This is a genomic window from Extensimonas vulgaris, assembly GCF_003337425.1.
Lineage (GTDB): Bacteria > Pseudomonadota > Gammaproteobacteria > Burkholderiales > Burkholderiaceae_C > Extensimonas > Extensimonas vulgaris.
In genome coordinates, this window is the sequence record NZ_QPJU01000003.1 from 240511 (window position 1) to 260292 (window position 19782).

Annotated in this window: 16 protein-coding genes; 5 read left to right on the forward strand and 11 right to left on the reverse strand. The window is 68.7% G+C overall.

Annotated features, from left to right (window positions below):
* Positions 1-11: 11 nt before the first annotated feature.
* Genes DFR45_RS06695 through arnB form a run of 8 tightly spaced genes read right to left on the reverse strand, consistent with a single transcriptional unit; the run spans position 12 to position 8942 of the window.
* Complete coding sequence (locus tag DFR45_RS06695; RefSeq protein ID WP_114482923.1) at positions 12-1382, reverse strand: UDP-glucose dehydrogenase family protein; 1371 nt, start codon at positions 1380-1382, stop codon at positions 12-14.
* Positions 1383-1405: 23 nt separating this feature from the next.
* Complete coding sequence (gene arnF, locus DFR45_RS06700) at positions 1406-1825, reverse strand: 4-amino-4-deoxy-L-arabinose-phosphoundecaprenol flippase subunit ArnF (RefSeq protein WP_114482924.1); 420 nt, start codon at positions 1823-1825, stop codon at positions 1406-1408.
* Positions 1822-2166, reverse strand: a complete 345-nt coding sequence (gene arnE / locus DFR45_RS06705; protein ID WP_114482925.1) for a 4-amino-4-deoxy-L-arabinose-phosphoundecaprenol flippase subunit ArnE — start codon at positions 2164-2166, stop codon at positions 1822-1824. Before arnE ends, arnF begins: the two co-directional genes overlap by 4 nt.
* Positions 2163-3803 (reverse strand): lipid IV(A) 4-amino-4-deoxy-L-arabinosyltransferase, encoded by a 1641-nt coding sequence (gene arnT / locus DFR45_RS06710; RefSeq protein WP_114482926.1) that lies wholly within the window; start codon positions 3801-3803, stop codon positions 2163-2165. Before arnT ends, arnE begins: the two co-directional genes overlap by 4 nt.
* Positions 3800-4702 (reverse strand): 4-deoxy-4-formamido-L-arabinose-phosphoundecaprenol deformylase, encoded by a 903-nt coding sequence (gene arnD / locus DFR45_RS06715; RefSeq protein WP_114482927.1) that lies wholly within the window; start codon positions 4700-4702, stop codon positions 3800-3802. Before arnD ends, arnT begins: the two co-directional genes overlap by 4 nt.
* Complete coding sequence (gene arnA, locus DFR45_RS06720; protein WP_114482928.1) at positions 4702-6756, reverse strand: bifunctional UDP-4-amino-4-deoxy-L-arabinose formyltransferase/UDP-glucuronic acid oxidase ArnA; 2055 nt, start codon at positions 6754-6756, stop codon at positions 4702-4704. The genes arnD and arnA overlap by 1 nt, the downstream gene beginning before the upstream one ends.
* Before the next feature lie 3 nt (positions 6757-6759).
* Entirely contained in the window at positions 6760-7806 is a 1047-nt protein-coding gene (gene arnC, locus DFR45_RS06725; RefSeq protein ID WP_114482929.1) for an undecaprenyl-phosphate 4-deoxy-4-formamido-L-arabinose transferase, read from the reverse strand.
* Entirely contained in the window at positions 7803-8942 is a 1140-nt protein-coding gene (gene arnB / locus DFR45_RS06730) for a UDP-4-amino-4-deoxy-L-arabinose aminotransferase (RefSeq protein ID WP_114482930.1), read from the reverse strand. The genes arnC and arnB overlap by 4 nt, the downstream gene beginning before the upstream one ends.
* 276 nt (positions 8943-9218) lie before the next feature.
* Between arnB and glk the strand changes: the two genes are divergently transcribed.
* The gene (gene glk / locus DFR45_RS06735) at positions 9219-10196 is read left to right on the forward strand and encodes a glucokinase (RefSeq protein WP_114482931.1); all 978 of its coding nucleotides are present in this window, start codon (positions 9219-9221) and stop codon (positions 10194-10196) included.
* A 140-nt stretch (positions 10197-10336) separates the two neighbouring features.
* Here glk and zwf read toward each other — a convergent pair whose 3' ends face one another.
* On the reverse strand, positions 10337-11794 hold the full coding sequence (gene zwf, locus DFR45_RS06740) for a glucose-6-phosphate dehydrogenase (RefSeq protein WP_114482932.1): 1458 nt from the start codon (positions 11792-11794) through the stop codon (positions 10337-10339).
* Positions 11795-11964: 170 nt separating this feature from the next.
* On the opposite strand from zwf, the gene pgi reads away from it, so the two are divergent.
* Positions 11965-13557, forward strand: coding sequence for a glucose-6-phosphate isomerase (gene pgi / locus DFR45_RS06745; RefSeq protein ID WP_114482933.1), 1593 nt, complete (start codon positions 11965-11967; stop codon positions 13555-13557).
* Here the strand turns inward: pgi and DFR45_RS06750 are convergent.
* Positions 13522-14463, reverse strand: a complete 942-nt coding sequence (locus DFR45_RS06750; RefSeq protein ID WP_114482934.1) for an SMP-30/gluconolactonase/LRE family protein — start codon at positions 14461-14463, stop codon at positions 13522-13524. The genes pgi and DFR45_RS06750 overlap by 36 nt on opposite strands.
* Before the next feature lie 170 nt (positions 14464-14633).
* Between DFR45_RS06750 and edd the strand changes: the two genes are divergently transcribed.
* Entirely contained in the window at positions 14634-16400 is a 1767-nt protein-coding gene (gene edd / locus DFR45_RS06755; RefSeq protein WP_114482935.1) for a phosphogluconate dehydratase, read from the forward strand.
* Positions 16391-17038 (forward strand): bifunctional 4-hydroxy-2-oxoglutarate aldolase/2-dehydro-3-deoxy-phosphogluconate aldolase, encoded by a 648-nt coding sequence (locus DFR45_RS06760; RefSeq protein ID WP_114483030.1) that lies wholly within the window; start codon positions 16391-16393, stop codon positions 17036-17038. Before edd ends, DFR45_RS06760 begins: the two co-directional genes overlap by 10 nt.
* A gap of 118 nt (positions 17039-17156) precedes the next feature.
* Here the strand turns inward: DFR45_RS06760 and DFR45_RS06765 are convergent, their stop codons facing one another.
* Entirely contained in the window at positions 17157-18740 is a 1584-nt protein-coding gene (locus DFR45_RS06765; protein WP_114482936.1) for a class I adenylate-forming enzyme family protein, read from the reverse strand.
* Between the two features lie 180 nt (positions 18741-18920).
* Between DFR45_RS06765 and DFR45_RS06770 the strand changes: the two genes are divergently transcribed.
* Positions 18921-19763 (forward strand): ZIP family metal transporter, encoded by an 843-nt coding sequence (locus DFR45_RS06770; RefSeq protein ID WP_114482937.1) that lies wholly within the window; start codon positions 18921-18923, stop codon positions 19761-19763.
* Positions 19764-19782: the final 19 nt, after the last annotated feature.

Below are 19782 nucleotides of genomic sequence, written 5' to 3' on the forward strand. Positions count from 1 at the left end.
CGAATGGATGCTCAATCCGTGAGCACGCGCGCACGCCCTGGCAGTGGCAATTGCAGCGATTCGCCGCGGCCGATCGCGAAGTAGTGGATGCCCTTGCGCGCGAGGCGCTGCGGGTCGTAGAGGTTGCGCCCGTCGAAGATCACCGGCGCGCGCAGCTGCCGCTTGATGAGCTCGAAGTCCGGCGCCTTGAACACCTGCCACTCGGTGCAGATCACGAGCGCGTCGGCGCCGGGCAGCACGGCTTCGGGCGTGCCCATGAGGGCCAGGCGCTCGTCGTGGCCGTAGATGCGCTGGGCCTCGGCCATGGCCTCGGGGTCGTAGGCGCGCACCTTGGCGCCCGCGGCCCACAGCGACTCCATGAGCTCGCGGCTCGGGGCGTCGCGCATGTCGTCGGTGTTGGGCTTGAAGGCCAGGCCCCAGAGCGCGAACGTGCGGCCCTTGAGGTCGCCCTGGTAATAGGCGTGGATGCGCTGGAACAGTTTGCGCTTTTGTCGCTCGTTCACGGCTTCGACGGCCTGCAGCAGGTCGCTGCCGCAGCCGGCCTCTTGCGCGGTGTGGATCAGCGCCTTGATGTCCTTGGGAAAGCACGAGCCGCCGTAGCCGCAGCCGGGGTAGATGAAGTGGTAGCCGATGCGCGGGTCGGCGCCTATGCCTTTGCGGATCGCCTCGATGTCGGCGCCCAGGTTTTCGGCGAGCTCGGCGATCTGGTTGATGAAGCTGATCTTGGTGGCGAGCATGCAGTTGGCCGCGTACTTGGTGAGCTCGGCGCTGCGCAGGTTCATGCACAGGATGCGGTCGTGGTTGCGGTTGAAGGGCGCGTAGATTTCGCGCATCAGGTCGAGCGCGGCTTCGTCCTCGCCGCCGAGGATGATGCGGTCGGGGCGGCGGCAGTCGTTGAGCGCCGAGCCTTCTTTGAGGAACTCGGGGTTTGAGACGATGGTGAATTCGAGCCGCTTGCCGCTGTGTGCGAGTTGTGCTTCGATGTGCGCCTTGAGCCGGTCGCCCGTGCCCACGGGCACGGTGGATTTTTCGACGATGATGACCGGCTCGCTGCGGTGGCGCGCAATGCCCTCGGCCACGGCAAACACGCCGCTCAGGTCGGCGCCGCCGTCGGGCCCGGGCGGCGTGCCCACGGCGATGAACTGCACCGCGCCGTGCTGCACCGCCTCTGCCACGTCGTGCGTGAAGCGCAAATGGCCCGCGGCCACGCCTTCGCGCACCAATTCCGCGAGGCCGGGCTCGTAGATGCCGACCTGGCCTTGCTGGAGCTGTTCGATTTTGGCCTGGTCTATGTCCATGCAGAGCACGTCGTGCCCGACTTCGGCCATGACGGCCGCTTGCACCAGTCCTACATAGCCGGTGCCGAAGATCGTGAGTTTCATGGTGAGTGTGTCGAAATAAAAAATCAGTGCGAGGGTGCCGCAGGTGTCGCAGGCCGCGCGTGGATCAGCAGCACGCCGCCGACCACCAGCGCCACGCCCAGCGCCTTGCCCATGCTCAGCGCTTCGCCCCAGCCCGGCAGCAGCGCCGCGCCCAGGTGCACCAACGCGTAGCTGAGGCTGAGCAAGGCGTAAGCGCGCGACAGCGGCAAGTGCTGCAGCGCGCCCAGCCAGCACAGCATCGAAAGCGCGTAGGCCAGGATGCCAGAGCATACGCTGGCGAGCGCGGCCGCATCGAGCGAGTGCGCTTGCCAGGCCGTGAGCCAATCCATAGGCAGCGGCAGGCGCGCCATGCCCCAGCGCAAAGCGAGTTGCGCGGCGCTGACCAAGAGCGTACTCGCGAGCGCCAGGCCCAAGCCCTTGCCCACGCCTTTGCTTTGCTTCATGCCTGCGCCCCGAGCAGCGCCACGCCCGCCATGATGAGCGCGACGCCCGCCCAGTGGCGCGCATCGACGGCCTCGTGGAACAGCCAGCGCGCGGCGAGCGTGACGAACACGAAGTTCAGGCTCAGCATGGGGTAGGCCAGGCCCACGGGCATGCGCTGCAGCAGCAAAAGCCATAGCAGCAAGCCCGCGCCCATACTGCCAAAAGCCAGCAAAAGCCATGGAGACTTGAGCTTGGCCCAGCCGCCTAGCGCGCGCCCCTGCCAGTGCAGTACCGCGTATTTTTGCGCGATCTGCCCGAGGCAGGTCAGCAGGCAGGCGCCGAGCAGCAGTATCCAGCTCATGGAACGATGGCGATCACGAGCCGGCCCGCGCGGTGCACGCGGGTGTCGGGCGGCAGCAGCGCGAGCAGTGGTTCTTCTTCCGCGTCGCCCAGGCGCAGCACGATGCCCACGGGGCCGTTGCGGCGCGCCTGCGCGAGCCAGGCGGGGAAATCGGCGCGCGTGACGTAGCGCCCCTGCACATCGGGCTGCGACAGGCCGTAGGCCAGCTCGCCCTGCGTGTCGAGCATGACCACGTCGGTGCGCGCAAGGCGCCAGGCGAGCGCCGCCGCCGTGCCCACGTCGTCGCTCACGAGCGTGTGCGCGCCGCGCAACGCGTCGCGGTGCGCGAGGATGAACTGGTCGGGCATTTTGTTGTGCACGAGCGCAAGCGGCAGCGCGGCGGGCACGAGCGCGAAAAACGTCCATACCCCGAAGGCCGGGGCCGCCCAATGGCGCAGCGGCTGCCAGCACTGCAGCGCGGCGCAGAGCAGCCAAACGCCAAGCACCGCCACGACGAGCGCGAGGCGCGAACCTTCGCCCGCGGAGTACAGCGGATCGTGCAGTTGCAGCCAGACCAGCCCCGCCACGGCGCCAGCGCCAATCAGCAGGTTGAGCGCGCCGTTCACGCGCAGGGCGCGCGCAGACCGTTGCGAGCGTGCCTGCACCACAAAGCGCCCGACGCCCAAGGCCAGCGGCGCAAAGCACGGCAGGATGTAGGTCGGCAGCTTGCCCTTGCTCAGGCTGAAAAAGACGAAAGGCACGGCAAACCACAGCAGCACGAAGGCCGTGGCGCGCTCACCGCGCTGGCTCCAGGCCAGGCGCAGCGCGGGCGGCAGCAAAGCGGCCCAGGGCAGGGCGCCGGCGAACACGATGGGCACGAAGAACCACCACGGCCGCATGTGTTGCGCGGTGGCGCTCGCAAAGCGGCGCACATGCTCGTTCCAGAAAAAGAAGTTCCAGAAATCGGGCTCGCGCCAATGCACCGCGAGCGCCCAGGGCAGGCACACGAGCAGCGCCACGCCCACGGCGAGCGGCCCCCAGGCGAGCAGCACGCGCCAGCGGCCCTGCCACAGCGCGTAGGGCAGCGCGACGAGCACCGGCAGCGCGAAGGCCAAAAAACCCTTGGTCAGGAAGCCGAGCCCGCAGGCCAAGCCCAAAACAGCCCACCAACGCAGGCGGGACGCGCGCGAGCCGCTCTCGAAAGCGAAGTAAAGCGCGACCATGCCCAGCGTGACCCAGAGGTTGAACTGCGGGTCGAGGTTGCTATAGCCCGCCTGCCCGGCGACGAGCGCGCAGCTCAAAAAGACCAGCGCCGCCGCGATGGCCGTGCGCGCGTCGCGCCACAGGCGCTGCGCAAAGCCGTACACGAGCAGCGTCGTGAGCAGCGTCACGAGCGCTGAGGCAAAGCGCGCGCCAAACAGGTTTTCGCCAAAAACCGCCTCGCTGAGCGCGATCAGCCAGTAGCCGCCTATGGGCTTTTCGAAATAGCGCAGGCCCAGAAAATGCGGCGCGATCCAGTCGCCGCTGCGCAACATCTCCTGCCCGATCTGCGCGTAGCGCGACTCGTCGGGAATCCACAGCCCGTGCAGTCCCAGCGGCACGAGGAAAAAAAGCGCAAAGACGGCGCCCAGCGCGAGCGCAGCGCGGCGCGGCGTCATGCCTGCACCCCCAGCCAGCCCTCGCGTCCAGGAACGCTGCCGCGCGTGAGGCGCCCCGTGGGCAGCGTGGCGGGGTCGGCGGGCAGCAGCGCGCCGAGCGGCGCGAAGGTGATGGAACGCTCCTGCGCGCGGCGCAGCAGTTCGGCAAAAGCAGGGGCCATGAGGATGCCTTCGACCTCGGCGTGGATCGTGTAAACCTGTAGCGCAGACGGCAAGCCCGGTGCGGGCTCAGGCCGGATTTGGCTCAAAATGAAGTCGTTGAAGTCGGGTGCCGCGAGCTGCGGGCCCACGACTTCGTCGAAGGTGGGCAGCGTGACCGGAATCTGCGGCGTGCCCGGCTGGCCGGATTCAAGCAGCGGCCGAAACAGGCTGTGGCCGCGACAGTCGCTGTGGTAGCGCAAGGCAAAGTCCTGCTCGACCTCGACCACGCGCTCGTCGGCGCGCCAGCCGGCGACGGCCGAGCAGTCCACGCGCCGGCCCAGAATGTCGGAAAGCGCGTCCAGCCCGCGCCGGTATTCGGCCGCGAGCCGCGCGCGGCTCCAGTCGCCCGCGTGCGCCTGCCAGGCGTGGTGATCCCAGGCGTGCAGGCCCACTTCGTGGCCGGCTTCCTGGGCGCGGCGCATCAAGGGGCCCAGGTCGCGCCCGATCGGGCGGCCGGGCCAGGCCGTGCCCGCGAGCAGAATGTCCCAGCCGTACAGGCTCGCGGCCCTGGAGCGCAGCATCTTCCACAAAAAGCGCGGCTTGACGAGCCGCCACAGATGCCGGCCCATGTTGTCCGGCCCCACGCAGAAGAAAAACGTCGCCTTGACCTGCGCGGCCGCGAGCAGGTCGAGCAGGCGCGGCACGCCCTCGCGCGTGCCGCGGTAGGTGTCCACGTCGATGCGCAGGCCGACCGGCATCAGGCGCTCCGCGCCTCCTGTGCGGCTGCTGGTGCGGCGGCGATGGGTTCGTCGCGCTCTTCTTGCGCGGCGAGCATGCCGGGCTCGGCCAGCGCTTCGCGCAGGAAGAAGTCCAGCGTTTTTTCGATGGTCACGTGCATGGGCACCGTGGGGTTCCAGCCGAGCAGGCGGCGCGCGTTCTCTATGCTGGGCTTGCGGTGCGACACGTCCTGGTAGCCGGCGCCGTAGAACGAGCGGCTCTCGACGGCGCGAAAGCCAGCGAACGGCGGGAAGTGGCCGCGCAGCGGGTGCTGCTCGAACTGGCGCAGCAGCTCGTGGGCGAGTTCGGCGATGCTGGCCTCGTTGTCGGGGTTGCCGATGTTGATGATTTGCCCGTCGCAGCGCCCGCCCGCGTTCTCGACGATGCGCGCGAGCGCCTCGATGCCGTCGTCCACGTCGGTGAAGCAGCGCTTTTGCGCGCCGCCATCGACGAGGCGGATCGGCGTGCCTTCGACCAGGTTCAGGATCAGCTGCGTGATCGCGCGCGAGCTGCCGATGCGTGCCGAGTTGAGCCTATCGAGCCGCGGCCCCATCCAGTTGAACGGGCGAAAGAGGGTAAAGCGCAGGCCCTGCTGCCCGTAAGCCCAGATCACGCGGTCGAGCAGCTGCTTGGAGACGGAATAAATCCAGCGCTGCTTGTTGATCGGCCCGACCACGAGGTTGGACTTGTCTTCGTCGAAGCGCTCGTCGGTGCACATGCCATAGACCTCGGAGGTCGAGGGGAAGATCACGCGCTTGCGGTACTTGACGCAGTGGCGCACGAGTTTGAGGTTTTCCTCGAAGTCGAGCTCGAACACGCGCAGCGGGTTGCGCGTGTATTCGATCGGCGTGGCGATCGCGACCAGCGGCAGCACCACGTCGCACTTTTTGATGTGGTATTCGATCCACTCGGTGTGGATGCTGATGTCGCCCTCGACAAAGTGGAAGTCGGGGTTGCTCTTGAGGCGTTCGATCGCGTCCGAGCTTATGTCCATGCCATAGATTTCATAGCGACCGTCGCGCAGCAGGCGCTCCGACAAATGGTTGCCGATGAAGCCGTTCACGCCCAGGATCAGCACGCGCGTCTTGCGCTGCGGGCCCATCGGGGCTGCGTGCAGGCGCGAGCCTTCGACCAGGCCGAGCTCCTGCGCGAGCTGCGGGCCGGCCAGGTACAGGCCCGCATCGCCCTGCTGGCCCGCGAGGATTTCGAGCGCGTCTTCGCCGCAGGCGATGCGCAGCGGCGCGGTGCTGAGCACCGTGCCCGGCGCCCGCCCGTGCGCACCGGGCACCACGCGCGAGGCCCAGACGATCAGCTTGCGCTCGCCCACGGGCGCGAACGCGCCCGGGTAAGGCTGCGTCACGGCGCGCACCAGGTTGTGCAGCGCGCGCGCGGGGCGGCTCCAGTCGATGCGGCCGTCTTCGGGCGTGCGCCGGCCGAAGTAGCTGGCCTGCGCTTCGTCTTGCGGCACTTCGGGCAGCTCGCCGCGCGCGAGCCGGGGCAGCGCGGCGTCGAGCAGTGCGCGCGCGGCTTCGCGCAGTTTGCCGTGCAGCGTGTAGGCCGTGTCTTCGTCGGCGATGGGCACGCGCTGCTGTGCGAGGATGGGGCCGGCGTCGGGCCGCTGCACCATGCGGTGCAAGGTCACGCCGGTTTCCGTTTCGCCGTTCACGAGCACCCAGTTCACCGGCGCGCGTCCGCGGTAGCGCGGCAGCAGCGAGCCGTGCAGGTTGTACGCGCCGCGGCGCGCGCTCGCGAGCAGCTCCGCGCCGAGCAGGTGGCGGTAGTAGAACGAAAAAATGAAGTCCGGCTGCAGCGCGCGCACCTGCTCTATCCACAGCGGGTGGTTGGCGTCTTCGGGCGCGTGCACCGGGATGCCCAGGCGCGCGCACAGCTGCGCGACCGAGCCGAAAAAGCGGTTTTCTTTCGGGTCGTCGGCGTGCGTGAAGACGGCCGAAATGGTGTAGCCCGCGGCGCGCAGCGCTTCAATGCCGGTGCAGCCGATGTCGTGGTAGGCGAAAACGATGGTGTTGAGACTCATGGATCAAGACCCGCAAGAAGGTGGAGTGCAGCAAGGGGCAGGGGCATTCGCCCCGACGTTCGTGGCGGCAGGCGGCGGCAGGGGCGCAGCGGCTGCGCCGCGCGCTACGCGTTCGATGAAAAAGCGCGGCCGCGCGCGCACGTCGTCATACACGCGCCCCAGGTATTCGCCGAGCATGCCCATGCCCAGAAGCTGCACGCCGCTGAAGAAAAACAGCACGGCGAACAGCACGAACAGCCCGTTGCCGGCCCACTGCGCGCCAAAAACCAGACGCAGCACGAGCAGCAGCAGCCCGAAGCCGAAGCCCAGCAGCGCGAGCCCAGCGCCAGCCAGGCTCAAAAGGCGCAGCGGCGCCGTGGTCATGCAGGTGACCAGGTCGAACATCAGGTTGATGAGGCGCAAAAAGTCGTACTTGGAGGTGCCGTGCTCGCGCTCGGCGTGGCCGACTTCGATCTCGGTGGTGTGGCGCGCAAAACTGTTGGCGAGGATGGGGATGAAGGTGCTGCGCTCGGGGCAGGCGAGCATGGCCTGCACCACGCTGCGGCGGTAGGCGCGCAGCATGCAGCCGTAGTCGCTCATGCCCACGCCCGTGGCGCGGCGCACGGCCCAGTTGATGAGGCGCGACGGCCAGCGGCGTAGCGCCGAGTCCTGGCGGTTTTGGCGCACGCTGCCGACCACGTCGTAGCCCAGCGCGGCCTGCTGCACCAGGCGCGGGATTTCTTCGGGCGGGTTTTGCAGGTCGGCGTCGAGCGTGATGACCAGGTCGCCGCGGCACTGCGCAAAGCCCGCCATGATGGCTGCGTGCTGGCCGTAGTTGCGGTTCAGGATCACGGCGACGACGTGGCTGCCCGGCGCGGCCGCGGCTTCGAGCAGCATCTCGGCCGAGCGGTCGCGGCTGCCGTCGTCGATCAGCACGATTTCGTAGGCGCGCCCCAGGCTCTCGCAGGCGGCCGTAGTGCGCCGCAGCAGCTCGGGCAGGCTTTCCTGCTCGTTATAGACCGGGATGACCACCGAGACGCAATCAATCGGGTAGGGCTTGAGCGTGTTCATGCGACGATGCTTTCGATGGCGCCGACCACGCGGTCGATGTCGGCCTGCGTCATGTCCGGAAACAGCGGAATCGAGCACAGGCGCGCCGAGTTCCACTCGGTGTGCGGCAATTGCACCTGCGGGAATTGTTGCCGGTACCAGGTGTGCAGGTGCGCGCCGATGAAGTGGATGCCCGTGCCGATCTGGCGCTCTTGCAGCGCCTGCATGAAGCCGTCGCGGTGGACGCCGCAGCGCTCGGCGTCTATGCGCAGGATGAACAGATGCCAGGCGTGCTGCTGCGGATAGGTAGGCAGCGCGAGCGGCTGCACGGGCAGCGCGGCCAGGCGCTGCAGGTATTGCGCGGCAATCTCGGCGCGGCGCGCGTTGATGGCGGCCAGGCGCTCGAGCTGCACCAGCGCGATCGCGGCGTTGAGGTCGGCCAGGTTGTATTTGAAGCCCGGCTGCTGCACCAGCGCCTGCGGTTTGCGCCCGTGCGTGTGGCGGTCGTAGGCATCGACGCCCAGGCCGTGGAACTTGAGCATGCGCACCTTTTGCGCGAGCGCCGCGTCGTCGGTGACGAACATGCCGCCTTCGGCGCAGGTCATGTTCTTGATCGCATGGAACGAAAAAATCGCCGTGCCCTGCGCGCCCACGGGCCGGCCGCGGTACAGCGTGCCGGCCGCGTGCGCGGCGTCTTCGATCAGCGGAATGCCGTGCCGACGCGCGACGGCGTAGAGCGGATCGAGGTCGAGCGACGCGCCCGCGTAGTGCACGGGCACGATGGCGCGCGTGCGCGGCGTGATCGCGGCCTCGACGCGCGCAGCATCGACCATCAGCGTGTCGCGATCCACATCGACGAACACCGGCGTGGCGCCGAGCAGGCAGATCATGTTGAGCGTGGAAACCCAAGTCTGCGACGGCGTGATGACCTCGTCGCCGGGCCCTATGCCCAGCGCGAGCAGCGCCAGGTGCATGCCGCCCGTGGCCGAGCTCACGGCGACCGCGTGCTGGCAGCCGAAATGCGCGCAAAAACGCTGCTCGAGCTCCTGGTTTTTGGGGCCGGTGGTGATCCAGCCCGAGCGCAGCACCTGCGCGACGGCCTCGATCTCGGCCTCGCCCATGCTGGGGCGCGAAAAGGGGAGAAAGGGGGGTTCCATAAGGCTGGATTTGCGCAGAAGGGAGAGCGGCGCGGCGCTGACGGTGGCGGCAAAAGTCGGATGGCGGGCGAGGGCGTGGTACACACTGAGCCCAAAGGGGCCGTAGGATGAGGGCGGACCTTTGCGCGGCAGCCTGCAACCGGAGGCACGCGGCATCCCGCCAATGGTGGCTGGGCGGCAGTTTAACAGGCGCGCGGGACGATTTCGGGGCTGCCGTGGCGCAGCCGCCGGGCGCGTGGGGCTACCTGCTTCCGACAGGTTTTTGAAAGGGAAACTATGGCGCACACACGCTTGCTCGCCGACATCGGCGGCACCAACATCCGTCTGGGCTGGCAAGCCGGGCCCGGCGACGCCTTGCACGACCTGTGGGTGCGGCCGTGCGCGCAGTTTGCCTCGCTCGAAGCCGCGATCCGCGCCTACGTGGCCGAGGCGGGCATCGCCATGCCCGAGGAAGCCGCGCTGGGCATCGCCAACCCCGTGACGGGCGACGCGGTGCGCATGACCAACCGCGACTGGAGCTTTTCGCAAAGCGCCTTGCGTGCGGCGCTGGGGCTGCGGCGGCTCGTCGTGCTCAACGACTTCACGGCGCTCGCGCTCGCCATTCCGCTGCTCACGCCGCAGATGCTGCGCCAGGTCGGCGGCGGCGCGCCGGTCGCGGGGGCAGCCGTCGGGCTGCTCGGGCCGGGCACGGGTCTGGGCGTGTCGGGGCTGGTGTTTGCGCCGGACGGCATGGATATTCCCCTCGCGGGCGAAGGCGGCCATGCCACGCTGGCCGCGCAGACGCCGCTTGAATGGGAGCTGCTATGCATCTTGCAGCGGCGCTACGGCCACGTGTCGGCCGAGCGCGTGCTCAGTGGCCAGGGGCTGGTCGATCTGTACCACGCGCTGCGCGAGCGCTCGATGTTTGGCGGAACAGAAGTGAGCCAGCCCGAGCATGTCACGGCACTGGCGTTCGACGCGGGCGACGCGCTGGCCTTGCAGGCGCTCACGCTGTTCAGCGGCTTTCTGGGCACAGTGGCGGGCGACTTGGCACTGACGCTGGGCGCGCGCGGCGGCGTGTATCTGGGCGGCGGCATCGTGCCGCGCCTGGGTGCGTGGTTCGACCAATCGAACTTTCGCGCCCGCTTCGAGGCCAAGGGGCGCTTTCAGGCGTATCTGGCGCCGATTCCATGCTGGGTCATCAACCCCGACGCGGCCCCGGCGCTGTACGGCGCCGCGCGCGCGCTCGATCGGCCGCAGGACGGTGGAAATTGAGGTCTTTTTGGCCGTTAGCCTAGATGCAGGAAGCGTGAGCAGCTATCTTTTTTGAATAATTGGAATCTGACCCCAATTTCGAGTTTCCCCTCGCGAGCATCCGCGCAGGGGCGTGGCGCCTCCTCTTGGGCCAGCCGCGCTCAAACCTCTTCACTCCAGCAAAACCCGTCGCGCGCGATCATGGCGCTCGCAGCGCTTGGTCCCCAGGTGCCGGCGGCGTAGGGGCGTGGGCCTGTGGGGTCGCGGCGCCAGTGCTCGAGGATGGGTTCGACCCAGCGCCAGGCTTCTTCCTGCTCGTCGCTGCGCACGAACAGGTTCAGGCGCCCCGCGATCACGTCGAGCAGCAGGCGCTCGTAGGCGCCCACGCGCTCGGCGCCAAAGCGCTGGGTGAAGTCGAGGTTCAGGCTCACCGGCGTGAGGATGGTTTCGACGCTCTGGGCTTGCGTGGCGCCCTGCGCGAGCAGGCGCAAGTCGAGGCCGTCCTGCGGCTGCAGGTGGATCACGAGGCGGTTGGCCGCGTCCGCCGGGGTTTTGAAGATGTGGTGCGGCACGGGGCGAAAGTGCACCATGATCTGCGCGCTGCGCTCGGCTAGGCGCTTGCCGGTGCGCAGGTAAAAGGGCACGCCGGCCCAGCGCCAGTTCATGATCTCGGTGCGCAGCGCGACGAAGGTTTCGGTGTTGCTGTCGGGCGCTACGCCTTTTTCTTCGCGGTAGCCGGGCACGGGCTGGCCGTGCACCATGCCTGCGGTGTATTGGCCGCGGATCACGTTCTGGCCGATGCTGGCTTCGTCCCAGGGCTTGAGCGATTGCAGCACCTTGAGCTTTTCGTCGCGGATGGCGTTGGCGCTGGCGTTGATCGGCGGCTCCATGCCGATCGCGCACAACAGTTGCAGCGCGTGGTTCTGGATCATGTCGCGCAGCGCGCCGGTCTGGTCGTAAAAGGCGCCGCGCGTTTCCACGCCCAGGTCTTCGGCGATGGTGATCTCGATGTTCGCGATGGTTTCGCGCCGCCACAGCGGCTCGAACAAGGCGTTGCCAAAGCGCATCGCAAACAGGTTTTGCACCGAGGGCTTGCCCAGGTAGTGGTCGATGCGAAAGACCTGCTCCTCGCGCAGCACGCGGCGCAGGGTGGCGTTGATGGCCTGGTTCGAGGCCAGATCGTGCCCCAGCGGTTTTTCGAGCACCACGCGCGTCGCCGGGCCGTTGAGCCCCGCGGCGGCGATCTGCTCGCACACGGTGGTGAAGAGGCTGGGCGCGGTCGCCAGGTACATCACCACGGTGTCGGCCTGGCGTGCTTGCAGCAGCGCGGCGAGCTGCGCGTAGTCCTGCGGCTGCGACAAGTCCATGCGCAGGTAGTGCAGCAGCTGCGCGAAGCGCGCGAATTCGTCGGGCGTGGGGCGTTTGGCGAGCTCGACCTTGTCGAAGCGCTCGTACATCAGGCGGCGGTATTGCTCGTCGCTGAGCGTGTCGCGCGCCACGGCGATGATGCGCCCGCCTGCGGGCAGCGTGCCGTGGCGAAAGGCCTGGAACAAGGCTGGCATGAGCTTGCGCCAGGCCAGATCGCCCGTGCCGCCGAACAAGACGAGGTCGAATCCCATGGGTGGCTCCTGTGCGTGCGGCCATCCGTCACGAAAGGCCCTGCGGCGCAGTGTACCCTTGCCATGTGGCACGCACCTGTAGCGCCAAGCGATGTCCTTACACGCCGTAATTACTCGCAAAACAGGAGCTGCTTGCGACCTATCCATAAGCCTTGGAGTGCTTTTTGACCATGAACCCCACGAGCTCCCTGCCGCCCTTGCTGCCCTGCGACCAGGCGCCCGAGTGGCCGCGCCTGCAGGCTTTGTTTGCCGCGCAGGGGCGCGCCTTCGACCTGCGCCGCGCCTTTGCCGAAGACGCCGGGCGCTTTGCGCACTTCAGCCAGGAGGCGCCGCACCTGTTCGCCGACCTGTCGAAAAACCTCTGGAGCCGCGAGGCCGAGGCGCTGCTGCTCGCGCTCGCGCAATCGTGCCGGCTCGCCGAGCGGCGCGACGCAATGTTTGCCGGCGTGCCCATCAACACCACCGAGGGCCGCGCCGTGCTGCACACCTTGCTGCGCCGCCCCAAGGGGCTGGCGCTGCCGGGCGACTTGCCGCAGGTGGCGCACGAGCTCGCGCAGGTGCACGCCACGCTCGACGCGATGCTGGCCTACGCCGAGGCGCAGCGCGCCGACGCGGCCATCACCGACGTGGTGAACATCGGCATCGGCGGCTCCGACCTCGGCCCGCAGATGGCCGTGCTCGCGCTCGAGGCGCAGCACATCGCGGGCAAGCGCTTTCATTTCATCTCGAACGTCGATGGGCACGAGCTGCATACCACGCTGCAAACGTTGTGCCCCGAGCGCACGCTGTTTCTGATCGCCTCCAAGACCTTCACGACCGTCGAGACCATGACCAACGCGCATTCGGCGCTGGCCTGGTTTGCCGCGCAGGGCGGGCGCGAGGTGGCGCGCCACTTTGCGGCGCTCACCACCAACGTAGCAGCGGCGCGCGCGCTGGGCATCACCACCACCTTCGGCTTTTGGGACTGGGTGGGCGGGCGCTATTCCCTGTGGTCGGCCATTGGCTTGTCGCTTGCGATCGCCATAGGCGCCGAGGGCTTTCGCGCGCTGCTCGCGGGCGCGCACGCGATGGACGAGCACTTTCGCTCTGCGCCTTTTGCCGCCAACCTGCCCGTGCGCCTGGGGTTGCTCGACCTCTGGTATCGCAATTTCTACGGCTTCACGAGCCGCTGCATCGCGCCCTACCACGCGGGCCTGCGGCGCCTGCCCGCGTATTTGCAGCAGCTCGAAATGGAGAGCAACGGCAAGCGCGTGGGGCTCGACGGCAAGCCGCTTGCGCTCGCCACCGCGCCCGTGCTCTGGGGCGAGCCTGGCACCAACGGGCAGCACGCGTTTTTCCAGATGTTGCACCAGGGCAGCGACGTGGTGCCGCTCGAATTCATCGCCGTGCGCACGCCCACGCACCCGCTGCCGGGCCACCACGAAAAGCTGCTCGCCAACGCCCTGGCGCAGGCGCAGGCGCTGATGCAAGGCAAGGTGGTGGGCGACGGGCACCGCGACTTTCCGGGCAATCGGCCGAGCACCTTCATCGTGCTCGACGCGCTCACGCCCGCCGCGCTCGGCGCCTTGCTCGCGCTGCAGGAGCACCGCGTGTTCGTGAGCGGGAGCCTCTGGGGCATCAATAGCTTCGACCAGTGGGGTGTGGAGCTGGGCAAAGTGCTTGCGCGCGACCTGGAGCCGCGCCTGGCGAGCGGCGACGCGACAGGGCTCGATGCCTCGACGGCGGGGCTATTGCAGCGCCTGCGCCGCCCCGGCCGAGCCTGAGCCTGCGCGAAAGAAATTCACCGGCAGTCCCGGCACGCTCACGCGCAGGCGCAGCAGCGCGCCCGCGGGCACGGCGGCGGTGCATTCCTCGGGCGGGCGCCCGCGCCGCGCCGAGGTCACGTAGAGCGTGCGCAGGTCTTCGTCGCCAAAGCACACCATGGTCGGGCATTGCACGGGCGTCGTCAGGCGCTGCAGCACCTCGCCCGCGGGGGAGAGCTGCAGCACGCACGCGCCTTCGAACATCGCCACCCAATAGTCGCCCTGCACATCGACGCTCGCGCCGTCGGGCCGCCCGCCGTAGGGCTGGCCGTCTTGCGGCGGCGCAAACTGCACCCAGGGCGTGCGTGCGCCCAGGCTGCCGCTCGCGGCATCGAAGGCAAAGCGGTCTATGCGGTGCGCGGGTGTGTTGGCCCAGTAGAGCCAGCGCTCGTCGGGGCTGAAGGCCAGGCCGTTGGCGGTGTAGTTGTCGCCCGCCATGCGCTGCAGGCTGCACGGCGCGCTGCGGCAGTCCAGGCGCCACAGCGCCGCGTCGGGCTGGGTGCGCGGGCTGACCACCGAGCCGGCCCAAAAACGCCCCGCGCGGTCGCAGCGCCCGTCGTTGAGGCGCAGCCGCTGCGGGTCGTGCGACGCGGGCGGCAGCTGGGCGATGCAGGTGATGGCGCCGGTCTGCACATCGAGCGCGTAAAAGCCATCGCGCAAGCCCAGCGCCACGCCGCCGCCCTGCATGGGCGCGCAGCAGCCGGGCTCGGACGGCGTGCTCCAGCGCCAATGGCGTCCCGTCTGCGGCTCCCAGGCATGCACGGCAAAACCGTGGATGTCGCACCAGTACAGGCGTTTTTCCGTCGGGTGCCAGAACGGGGATTCGCCGAGTTCGCAAGGGGGCAGGGGCAGGGCGGTGAAGGGCATGGAGGAACGTGGGGCGCATGATGGATGCACGCATTGTGCGCGCGTGGGCGTTGGCTTTTGCTGGGGGCGCCGCAGGCGGTGCCTCACCCGTGCTCATAAAAACCCGCGGTTTGCACCGCCAGGGGGCGCGCGCTACATTCCTCGTCTGCTTTTTCGTCCAGGAGGCAGTCATGCATGCAGTCGTAGCCCGCGTCACGGAGCGCATCGCGCAGCGCAGCCGGGACAGCCGCGCGGCCTATCTGGCCGGCATAGACGCCATGCTCGCGCGCGCGGTGCCGCAGGAGCGCATGGGCTGCGCGAACCTGGCGCACGCCTATGCCGCGCTGCCGGGCCCGCAAAAGATCAAACTCATGGTCGAACGCGCGCCCAACATCGCCATCGTCACGGCCTACAACGACATGCTCTCGGCGCACCAGCCCTACCACGCCTACCCGGACTTGCTGCGCGACGAGGCGGCGCGCTGCGGCGCCACGGTGCAGGTCGCGGGCGGCGTGCCCGCGATGTGCGACGGCGTCACGCAGGGCACGCCGGGCATGGAGCTGAGCCTGTTTTCGCGCGACGTGATCGCCATGGGCACGGCCATCGCGCTTGCGCACGACGTGTTCGACGGCGCGCTGCTGCTCGGCGTGTGCGACAAGATCGTGCCGGGCCTGCTGATCGGCGCGCTGCACTACGGCCACTTGCCCTGCGTGTTCGTGCCCGCAGGGCCCATGCGCTCGGGCCTGTCGAACCGCGAAAAAGCCAAGGTGCGCGAGCTGCACGCGCAAGGGCTGGTCGGGCGCGCCGAGCTGCTGCAGGCCGAATCCGCGGCCTACCACAGCCCCGGCACCTGCACGTTTTACGGCACGGCCAACAGCAACCAGATGCTGCTCGAAGCGATGGGGCTGGTGCTGCCGGGCGCGGTCTTCGTGCACCCCGACGCGCCCGAGCGCGAGCAGCTCACGCGCGCCGCGCTGCGCACCGTGCTCGACATCGGCCGGCGCGGCGCGCGCTTCACGCCCATTGGGCGGCTCGTCGATGCGCGCTGCATCGTCAACGCCATGGTGGCGCTGCTGGCCACGGGCGGCTCGACCAACCACCTGATCCACTGGGTCGCGGTGGCGCGCAGCGCCGGCATCGTGATCGACTGGACGGACTTCGACGAGCTTTCCTCTGCCGTGCCGCTGCTCGCGCGTGTCTATCCCAACGGCGAGGCCGACGTGAACCAGTTCCAGGCCGCGGGCGGGCCGCTGTGGGTGCTGCGCGAGCTGCTCGCCGCGGGGCTGATGCACGATCTGCCCAGCGTGCACCCGGGCGGCTTGGCTGCGGGCGCACGCATGGCGGCCACAGCGTCGGGCGACGAGACCGTGCTGCGCCCGGTGCGCCGGCCGTTCGCGCCCACGGGCGGCTTGCGCCTGCTGCAGGGCAACCTCGGGCGCGCGGTGATCAAGGTCTCGGCCGTGCCCGAAGATCGCCTCGTGGTGCAGGCGCCGGCGCGCGTGTTCGCCTCGCAGGAGGAACTGCTCGCCGCGTTCAGCGCGGGCGGCTTGCGGGAGGACATGGTGGCCGTGCTGCGCTTTCAGGGGCCGCGCGCCAACGGCATGCCCGAGCTGCACAAGCTCACGCCCGCGCTTTCGGTGCTGCAGGATCAAGGCTATCGCGTGGCGCTCGTGACCGACGGGCGCATGAGCGGCGCTTCGGGCAAGGTGCCCGCGGCCATCCACGTCACGCCCGAGGCGCTCGAAGGCGGCCCGCTCGCGCGGGTGCGCGACGGCGACCTGCTGCGCATCGACGCCCGCGCGGGCACGCTGGACGCGCTCGTCGAGGCCGCCGAATGGCAGCGCCGCACGCCTGCGCCGCACCCGGCGCCGCCGCCGCACGGGTTCGGGCGCGAGCTTTTTGCCAACTTTCGCCGCAACGCGACCAGCGCCGAACAAGGAGCATGCACATGGCTGTGAACCCGCAACTCTTGCGCCCCATCGATCTGGCGTCTTACGGGCCGGTGATTCCGGTGATCGTGCTCGAGCGCGTGGAGGACGCGCTGCCGCTGGCGCGCGCCTTGTACGCGGGCGGCGTGCAGGTGCTCGAAGTCACGCTGCGCACGCCGGCGGCTTTGCCCGCGATCGCGCAGATCGCGCGTGAACTGCCCGAGGTCATCGTGGGCGCGGGCACGGTCTTGAATGCCGCCGACGCGGGCCGCGCGCGCGAGGCCGGCGCGCGCTTCGTCGTGAGCCCCGGCTACCACCGCGAGCTCGCCCAAGCCTGCCGCGCGCTCGGCCTGCCGCTGCTGCCGGGCGTGGCCACGGCAAGCGAGGTCATGGCGGCGCTCGCCGACGGCTTCACCTTTCTCAAGCTGTTTCCGGCAGACGCCATCGGCGGGCTGGGTTTGCTCAAAGCCTGGCGCAGCCCTTTCCAGCACGTGTACTTTTGCCCTACGGGTGGCATCACCAGCGCCACCGCGCCGCAGTACCTTGCACTGCCCAACGTGCGCTGCGTCGGCGGCTCGTGGCTCGCGCCCGCGCCGTCGATCCAGGCGGGCGACTGGGTGCGCATCACGCAGCTCGCGCGCGAAGCGCAGGCCTTGCGCCCCGCGTGAGGGCGCTCACATCGAGGCCAATTTCGGATACAAAATCGGCCTCAAAGGCACATGCAGTAAGCGCTTGATGCTCACTTTTGAGGAGTAATGCCGATGGGCCGTACTTGCATGCCGGGCATCAGGTCACTTCCTCGGCGCGCAGCGCGGCTTTTTGGATCTTGCCTGCCGGTGTCAGCGGCAGTTGTTCGCGGAACACGATCTGGCGCGGCACCTTGTAGTCGGCCAGGTGTTCGCGGCAAAAGGCTTGCAAGGACTGCTCGGTCAGTGTGCTGCCGGGTTTGCGCACGACGTAATAGCGCCCGACTTCGCCCAGCACCGGGTCCGGCACGCCGATGCCGGCGACCATGAGCACCTCGGGGTGCGAGGCGATCACGCTCTCGATCTCGGCCGGATAGACGTTGAAGCCGCCCTGGATATACATGTCCTTTTGCCGGCCCATGAGGTGGATCAGACCCGCCTCGTCCACGAAGCCCAGATCGCCCGTGTGCAGCCAGCCCTCAGCGTCGAAGGCGCCCGCGTCGCGCTGGCTGCCAACATAGGCGCGGATCACGCCCAGGCCGCGGAACCAGAGTTCGCCGACTTCGCCCGTGGGCAGGTCTTTGCCCTCGGGCGAGACGACGCGCACCTGCGCGCCGGCCAGCGGCTTGCCTATGGTTTCGAGCAGCGCCTGCTGGCTCGCGCCCCACGGCGTCATGACGATCGCGCCCGAGGATTCCGAGAGACCGTAAAGGTTCATGATCGCCACCTCCGGAAAGGCCGCCTGCAGGCGCGTGAGCAGCGTGGCATCGACGTTCGAGCCGCCGACGATCAGCAGGCGCAGGCGCGAGAAGTCGCCGCGCGCGAGTTGCGGGTGCATGAGCAGCAGGGTGAGCATGGTCGGCACGCCGGTCAGCAGCGTCGGCGGGTGTTTGCGCGTCATCTCCAGCAACCTGTCGGTATTGAACTCGGGCATGAGCTCGCAGGTGCCACCCGCTAGCAGCATGGAGAGCACGCCGCAGGTGATTCCGCCCACGTGGTTCAAGGGCAAGGCCAGTTGCACAAGATCGTCCGCGGTGAGCTTGGTGTGCGCGTCTTGCGCCCGCGCCGACGCCAGCTGCGAGCGGTGCGTGATGCCCGCCGCCTTGGGACGCCCCGTGGTGCCCGAGGTGTAGATCACGAGCAGCAAGTCGTCCGGCTGCGGGCTGCACTCCGGCGGCAAGGCTGCGGTGTCGTCACCACCCGGGGCGAGCAGGGTGTGAAAGGCGATGCCCGGCCCGTCCGGCAAATTTGCGGCGGGCGCATCATCGACGAACAGCAGGTGCTGCAAGGCGGGAAAGCGCGCCTGCGCCTGCGTGAGAAACTGCACGTAGTCGAAGCCCGCATAACTGCGTGGCGCGAGCACGGCCTTGATCTGGCTGTCGGCGAACATGAAGTCCAGCTCCACATCACGGTAGCGCACGTTCAGCCCCACGACCACGGCGCCGATCTTGGCCGCGGCAAAGTAGGTGTAGAGCCACTCGATGCGGTTGGGCAAAATGATGCCGATGCGGTCACCCTTGCCCAGCCCCAGCGCGCGCAGGCGCCGCGCCAGGCGCGACGAGGTGGCGTCCACCTCCTGCCAGCGGATTTCCTGGTCGTGGTCTATATAGGCGGTTTTGTGGTGCTGCTGCACCGTGCGCGCGAGCGCCGCTGCCACCGTGTCCGGGGCTGGAAGGGATGCCATGGGTTTGTCTCCTTTGCGGTGATAGGCGCAGGATTGGGCTTTTGCCTGCGGGTGGCCTCCGCGCCCTTGCACCAAAATATGCCACGCCTGCAGTGATTCTGTCCCATGCCGAACGGGGTGGCGTCACTAATTTATGGATAAAAATGGCTCTAAGCCAAGACACAGAAAGCGCAAGCAGCAATGGTATTGATAGCAACCATCGTCGCCACCCTGGCGGCGGGCATAGGCAGTGTGTGGCTCGCGGCGCTGCTGTTGCGCACGGGTTTGGGCGCGGGGCAGGGCCGTGCAGGGCCGCAGAATTTGCTGAGCCTGGCCGCGGGGGGCTTGCTCGCGACCTCGTTCATGCACCTGCTGCCCGAAGCCTTCGAGAGCCAGGTGGACGCGCACGCGCTCTTTGCCACGCTGCTCGTGGGCGTGGTGTTTTTCTTCTTGCTCGACAAGGCCGAACTCTGGCACCACGGGCACGAGCATGGCTTTGCGCACGCGCACGGCCAGCCGCAGGCGCACGGACACGCGCACACGCATGACCCTGCACACACGCATGCGCACGAGGCGGATCACGGCCAGCGCGCCGCGGGTGGCTGGACGGTGCTCACGGGCGACAGCGTGCATTGCTTTGGCGACGGCATGCTGATCGCCTCGGCCTTCGTGGCCGACCTGCGCCTGGGCGCCGTCGCGGCGCTGTCAGTGCTCGCGCACGAGGTGCCGCACCACATGGGCGACCTGGTGGTGCTGCGCCAGTCGAGCGCGAGCCGCTCGGTGGCGCTGCTCAAGGTGTCGCTCGCGGGCGCCGTGACCGCGCTGGGCGGTATCGTGGGCTATTTTCTGGTCGATCGCCTGCAGGACGGCCTGCCGTACTTTCTGGCCGTGGCGTCGAGCAGCTTCATCTACGTGGCGCTCGCCGACCTGATCCCGCAACTGCAAAAACACCTCACGCTGCGCCAGACCGCAGGCCAGGTGTTCTGGCTGCTCGCCGGCATGGCACTCGTGACGCTGGTGAGCGCCGGGGTGCATGTGCATTGAGCCCGGCGCGCACGGGCTG

Excerpts from the sequence above, each read along its gene's own strand:
- DFR45_RS06695 (WP_114482923.1), bottom strand. The coding sequence starts at position 1,382 with ATGAAACTCACGATCTTCGGCACCGGCTATGTAGGACTGGTGCAAGCG.
- arnE (WP_114482925.1), bottom strand. The coding sequence starts at position 2,166 with ATGAGCTGGATACTGCTGCTCGGCGCCTGCCTGCTGACCTGCCTCGGG.
- arnB (WP_114482930.1), bottom strand. The coding sequence starts at position 8,942 with ATGGAACCCCCCTTTCTCCCCTTTTCGCGCCCCAGCATGGGCGAGGCC.
- arnC (WP_114482929.1), bottom strand. The coding sequence starts at position 7,806 with ATGAACACGCTCAAGCCCTACCCGATTGATTGCGTCTCGGTGGTCATC.
- DFR45_RS06765 (WP_114482936.1), bottom strand. The coding sequence starts at position 18,740 with ATGGCATCCCTTCCAGCCCCGGACACGGTGGCAGCGGCGCTCGCGCGC.
- DFR45_RS06770 (WP_114482937.1), top strand. The coding sequence starts at position 18,921 with ATGGTATTGATAGCAACCATCGTCGCCACCCTGGCGGCGGGCATAGGC.
- arnF (WP_114482924.1), bottom strand. The coding sequence starts at position 1,825 with ATGAAGCAAAGCAAAGGCGTGGGCAAGGGCTTGGGCCTGGCGCTCGCG.
- pgi (WP_114482933.1), top strand. The coding sequence starts at position 11,965 with ATGAACCCCACGAGCTCCCTGCCGCCCTTGCTGCCCTGCGACCAGGCG.
- edd (WP_114482935.1), top strand. The coding sequence starts at position 14,634 with ATGCATGCAGTCGTAGCCCGCGTCACGGAGCGCATCGCGCAGCGCAGC.
- zwf (WP_114482932.1), bottom strand. The coding sequence starts at position 11,794 with ATGGGATTCGACCTCGTCTTGTTCGGCGGCACGGGCGATCTGGCCTGG.
- DFR45_RS06750 (WP_114482934.1), bottom strand. The coding sequence starts at position 14,463 with ATGCCCTTCACCGCCCTGCCCCTGCCCCCTTGCGAACTCGGCGAATCC.
- arnA (WP_114482928.1), bottom strand. The coding sequence starts at position 6,756 with ATGAGTCTCAACACCATCGTTTTCGCCTACCACGACATCGGCTGCACC.
- DFR45_RS06760 (WP_114483030.1), top strand. The coding sequence starts at position 16,391 with ATGGCTGTGAACCCGCAACTCTTGCGCCCCATCGATCTGGCGTCTTAC.
- arnD (WP_114482927.1), bottom strand. The coding sequence starts at position 4,702 with ATGCCGGTCGGCCTGCGCATCGACGTGGACACCTACCGCGGCACGCGC.
- glk (WP_114482931.1), top strand. The coding sequence starts at position 9,219 with ATGGCGCACACACGCTTGCTCGCCGACATCGGCGGCACCAACATCCGT.
- arnT (WP_114482926.1), bottom strand. The coding sequence starts at position 3,803 with ATGACGCCGCGCCGCGCTGCGCTCGCGCTGGGCGCCGTCTTTGCGCTT.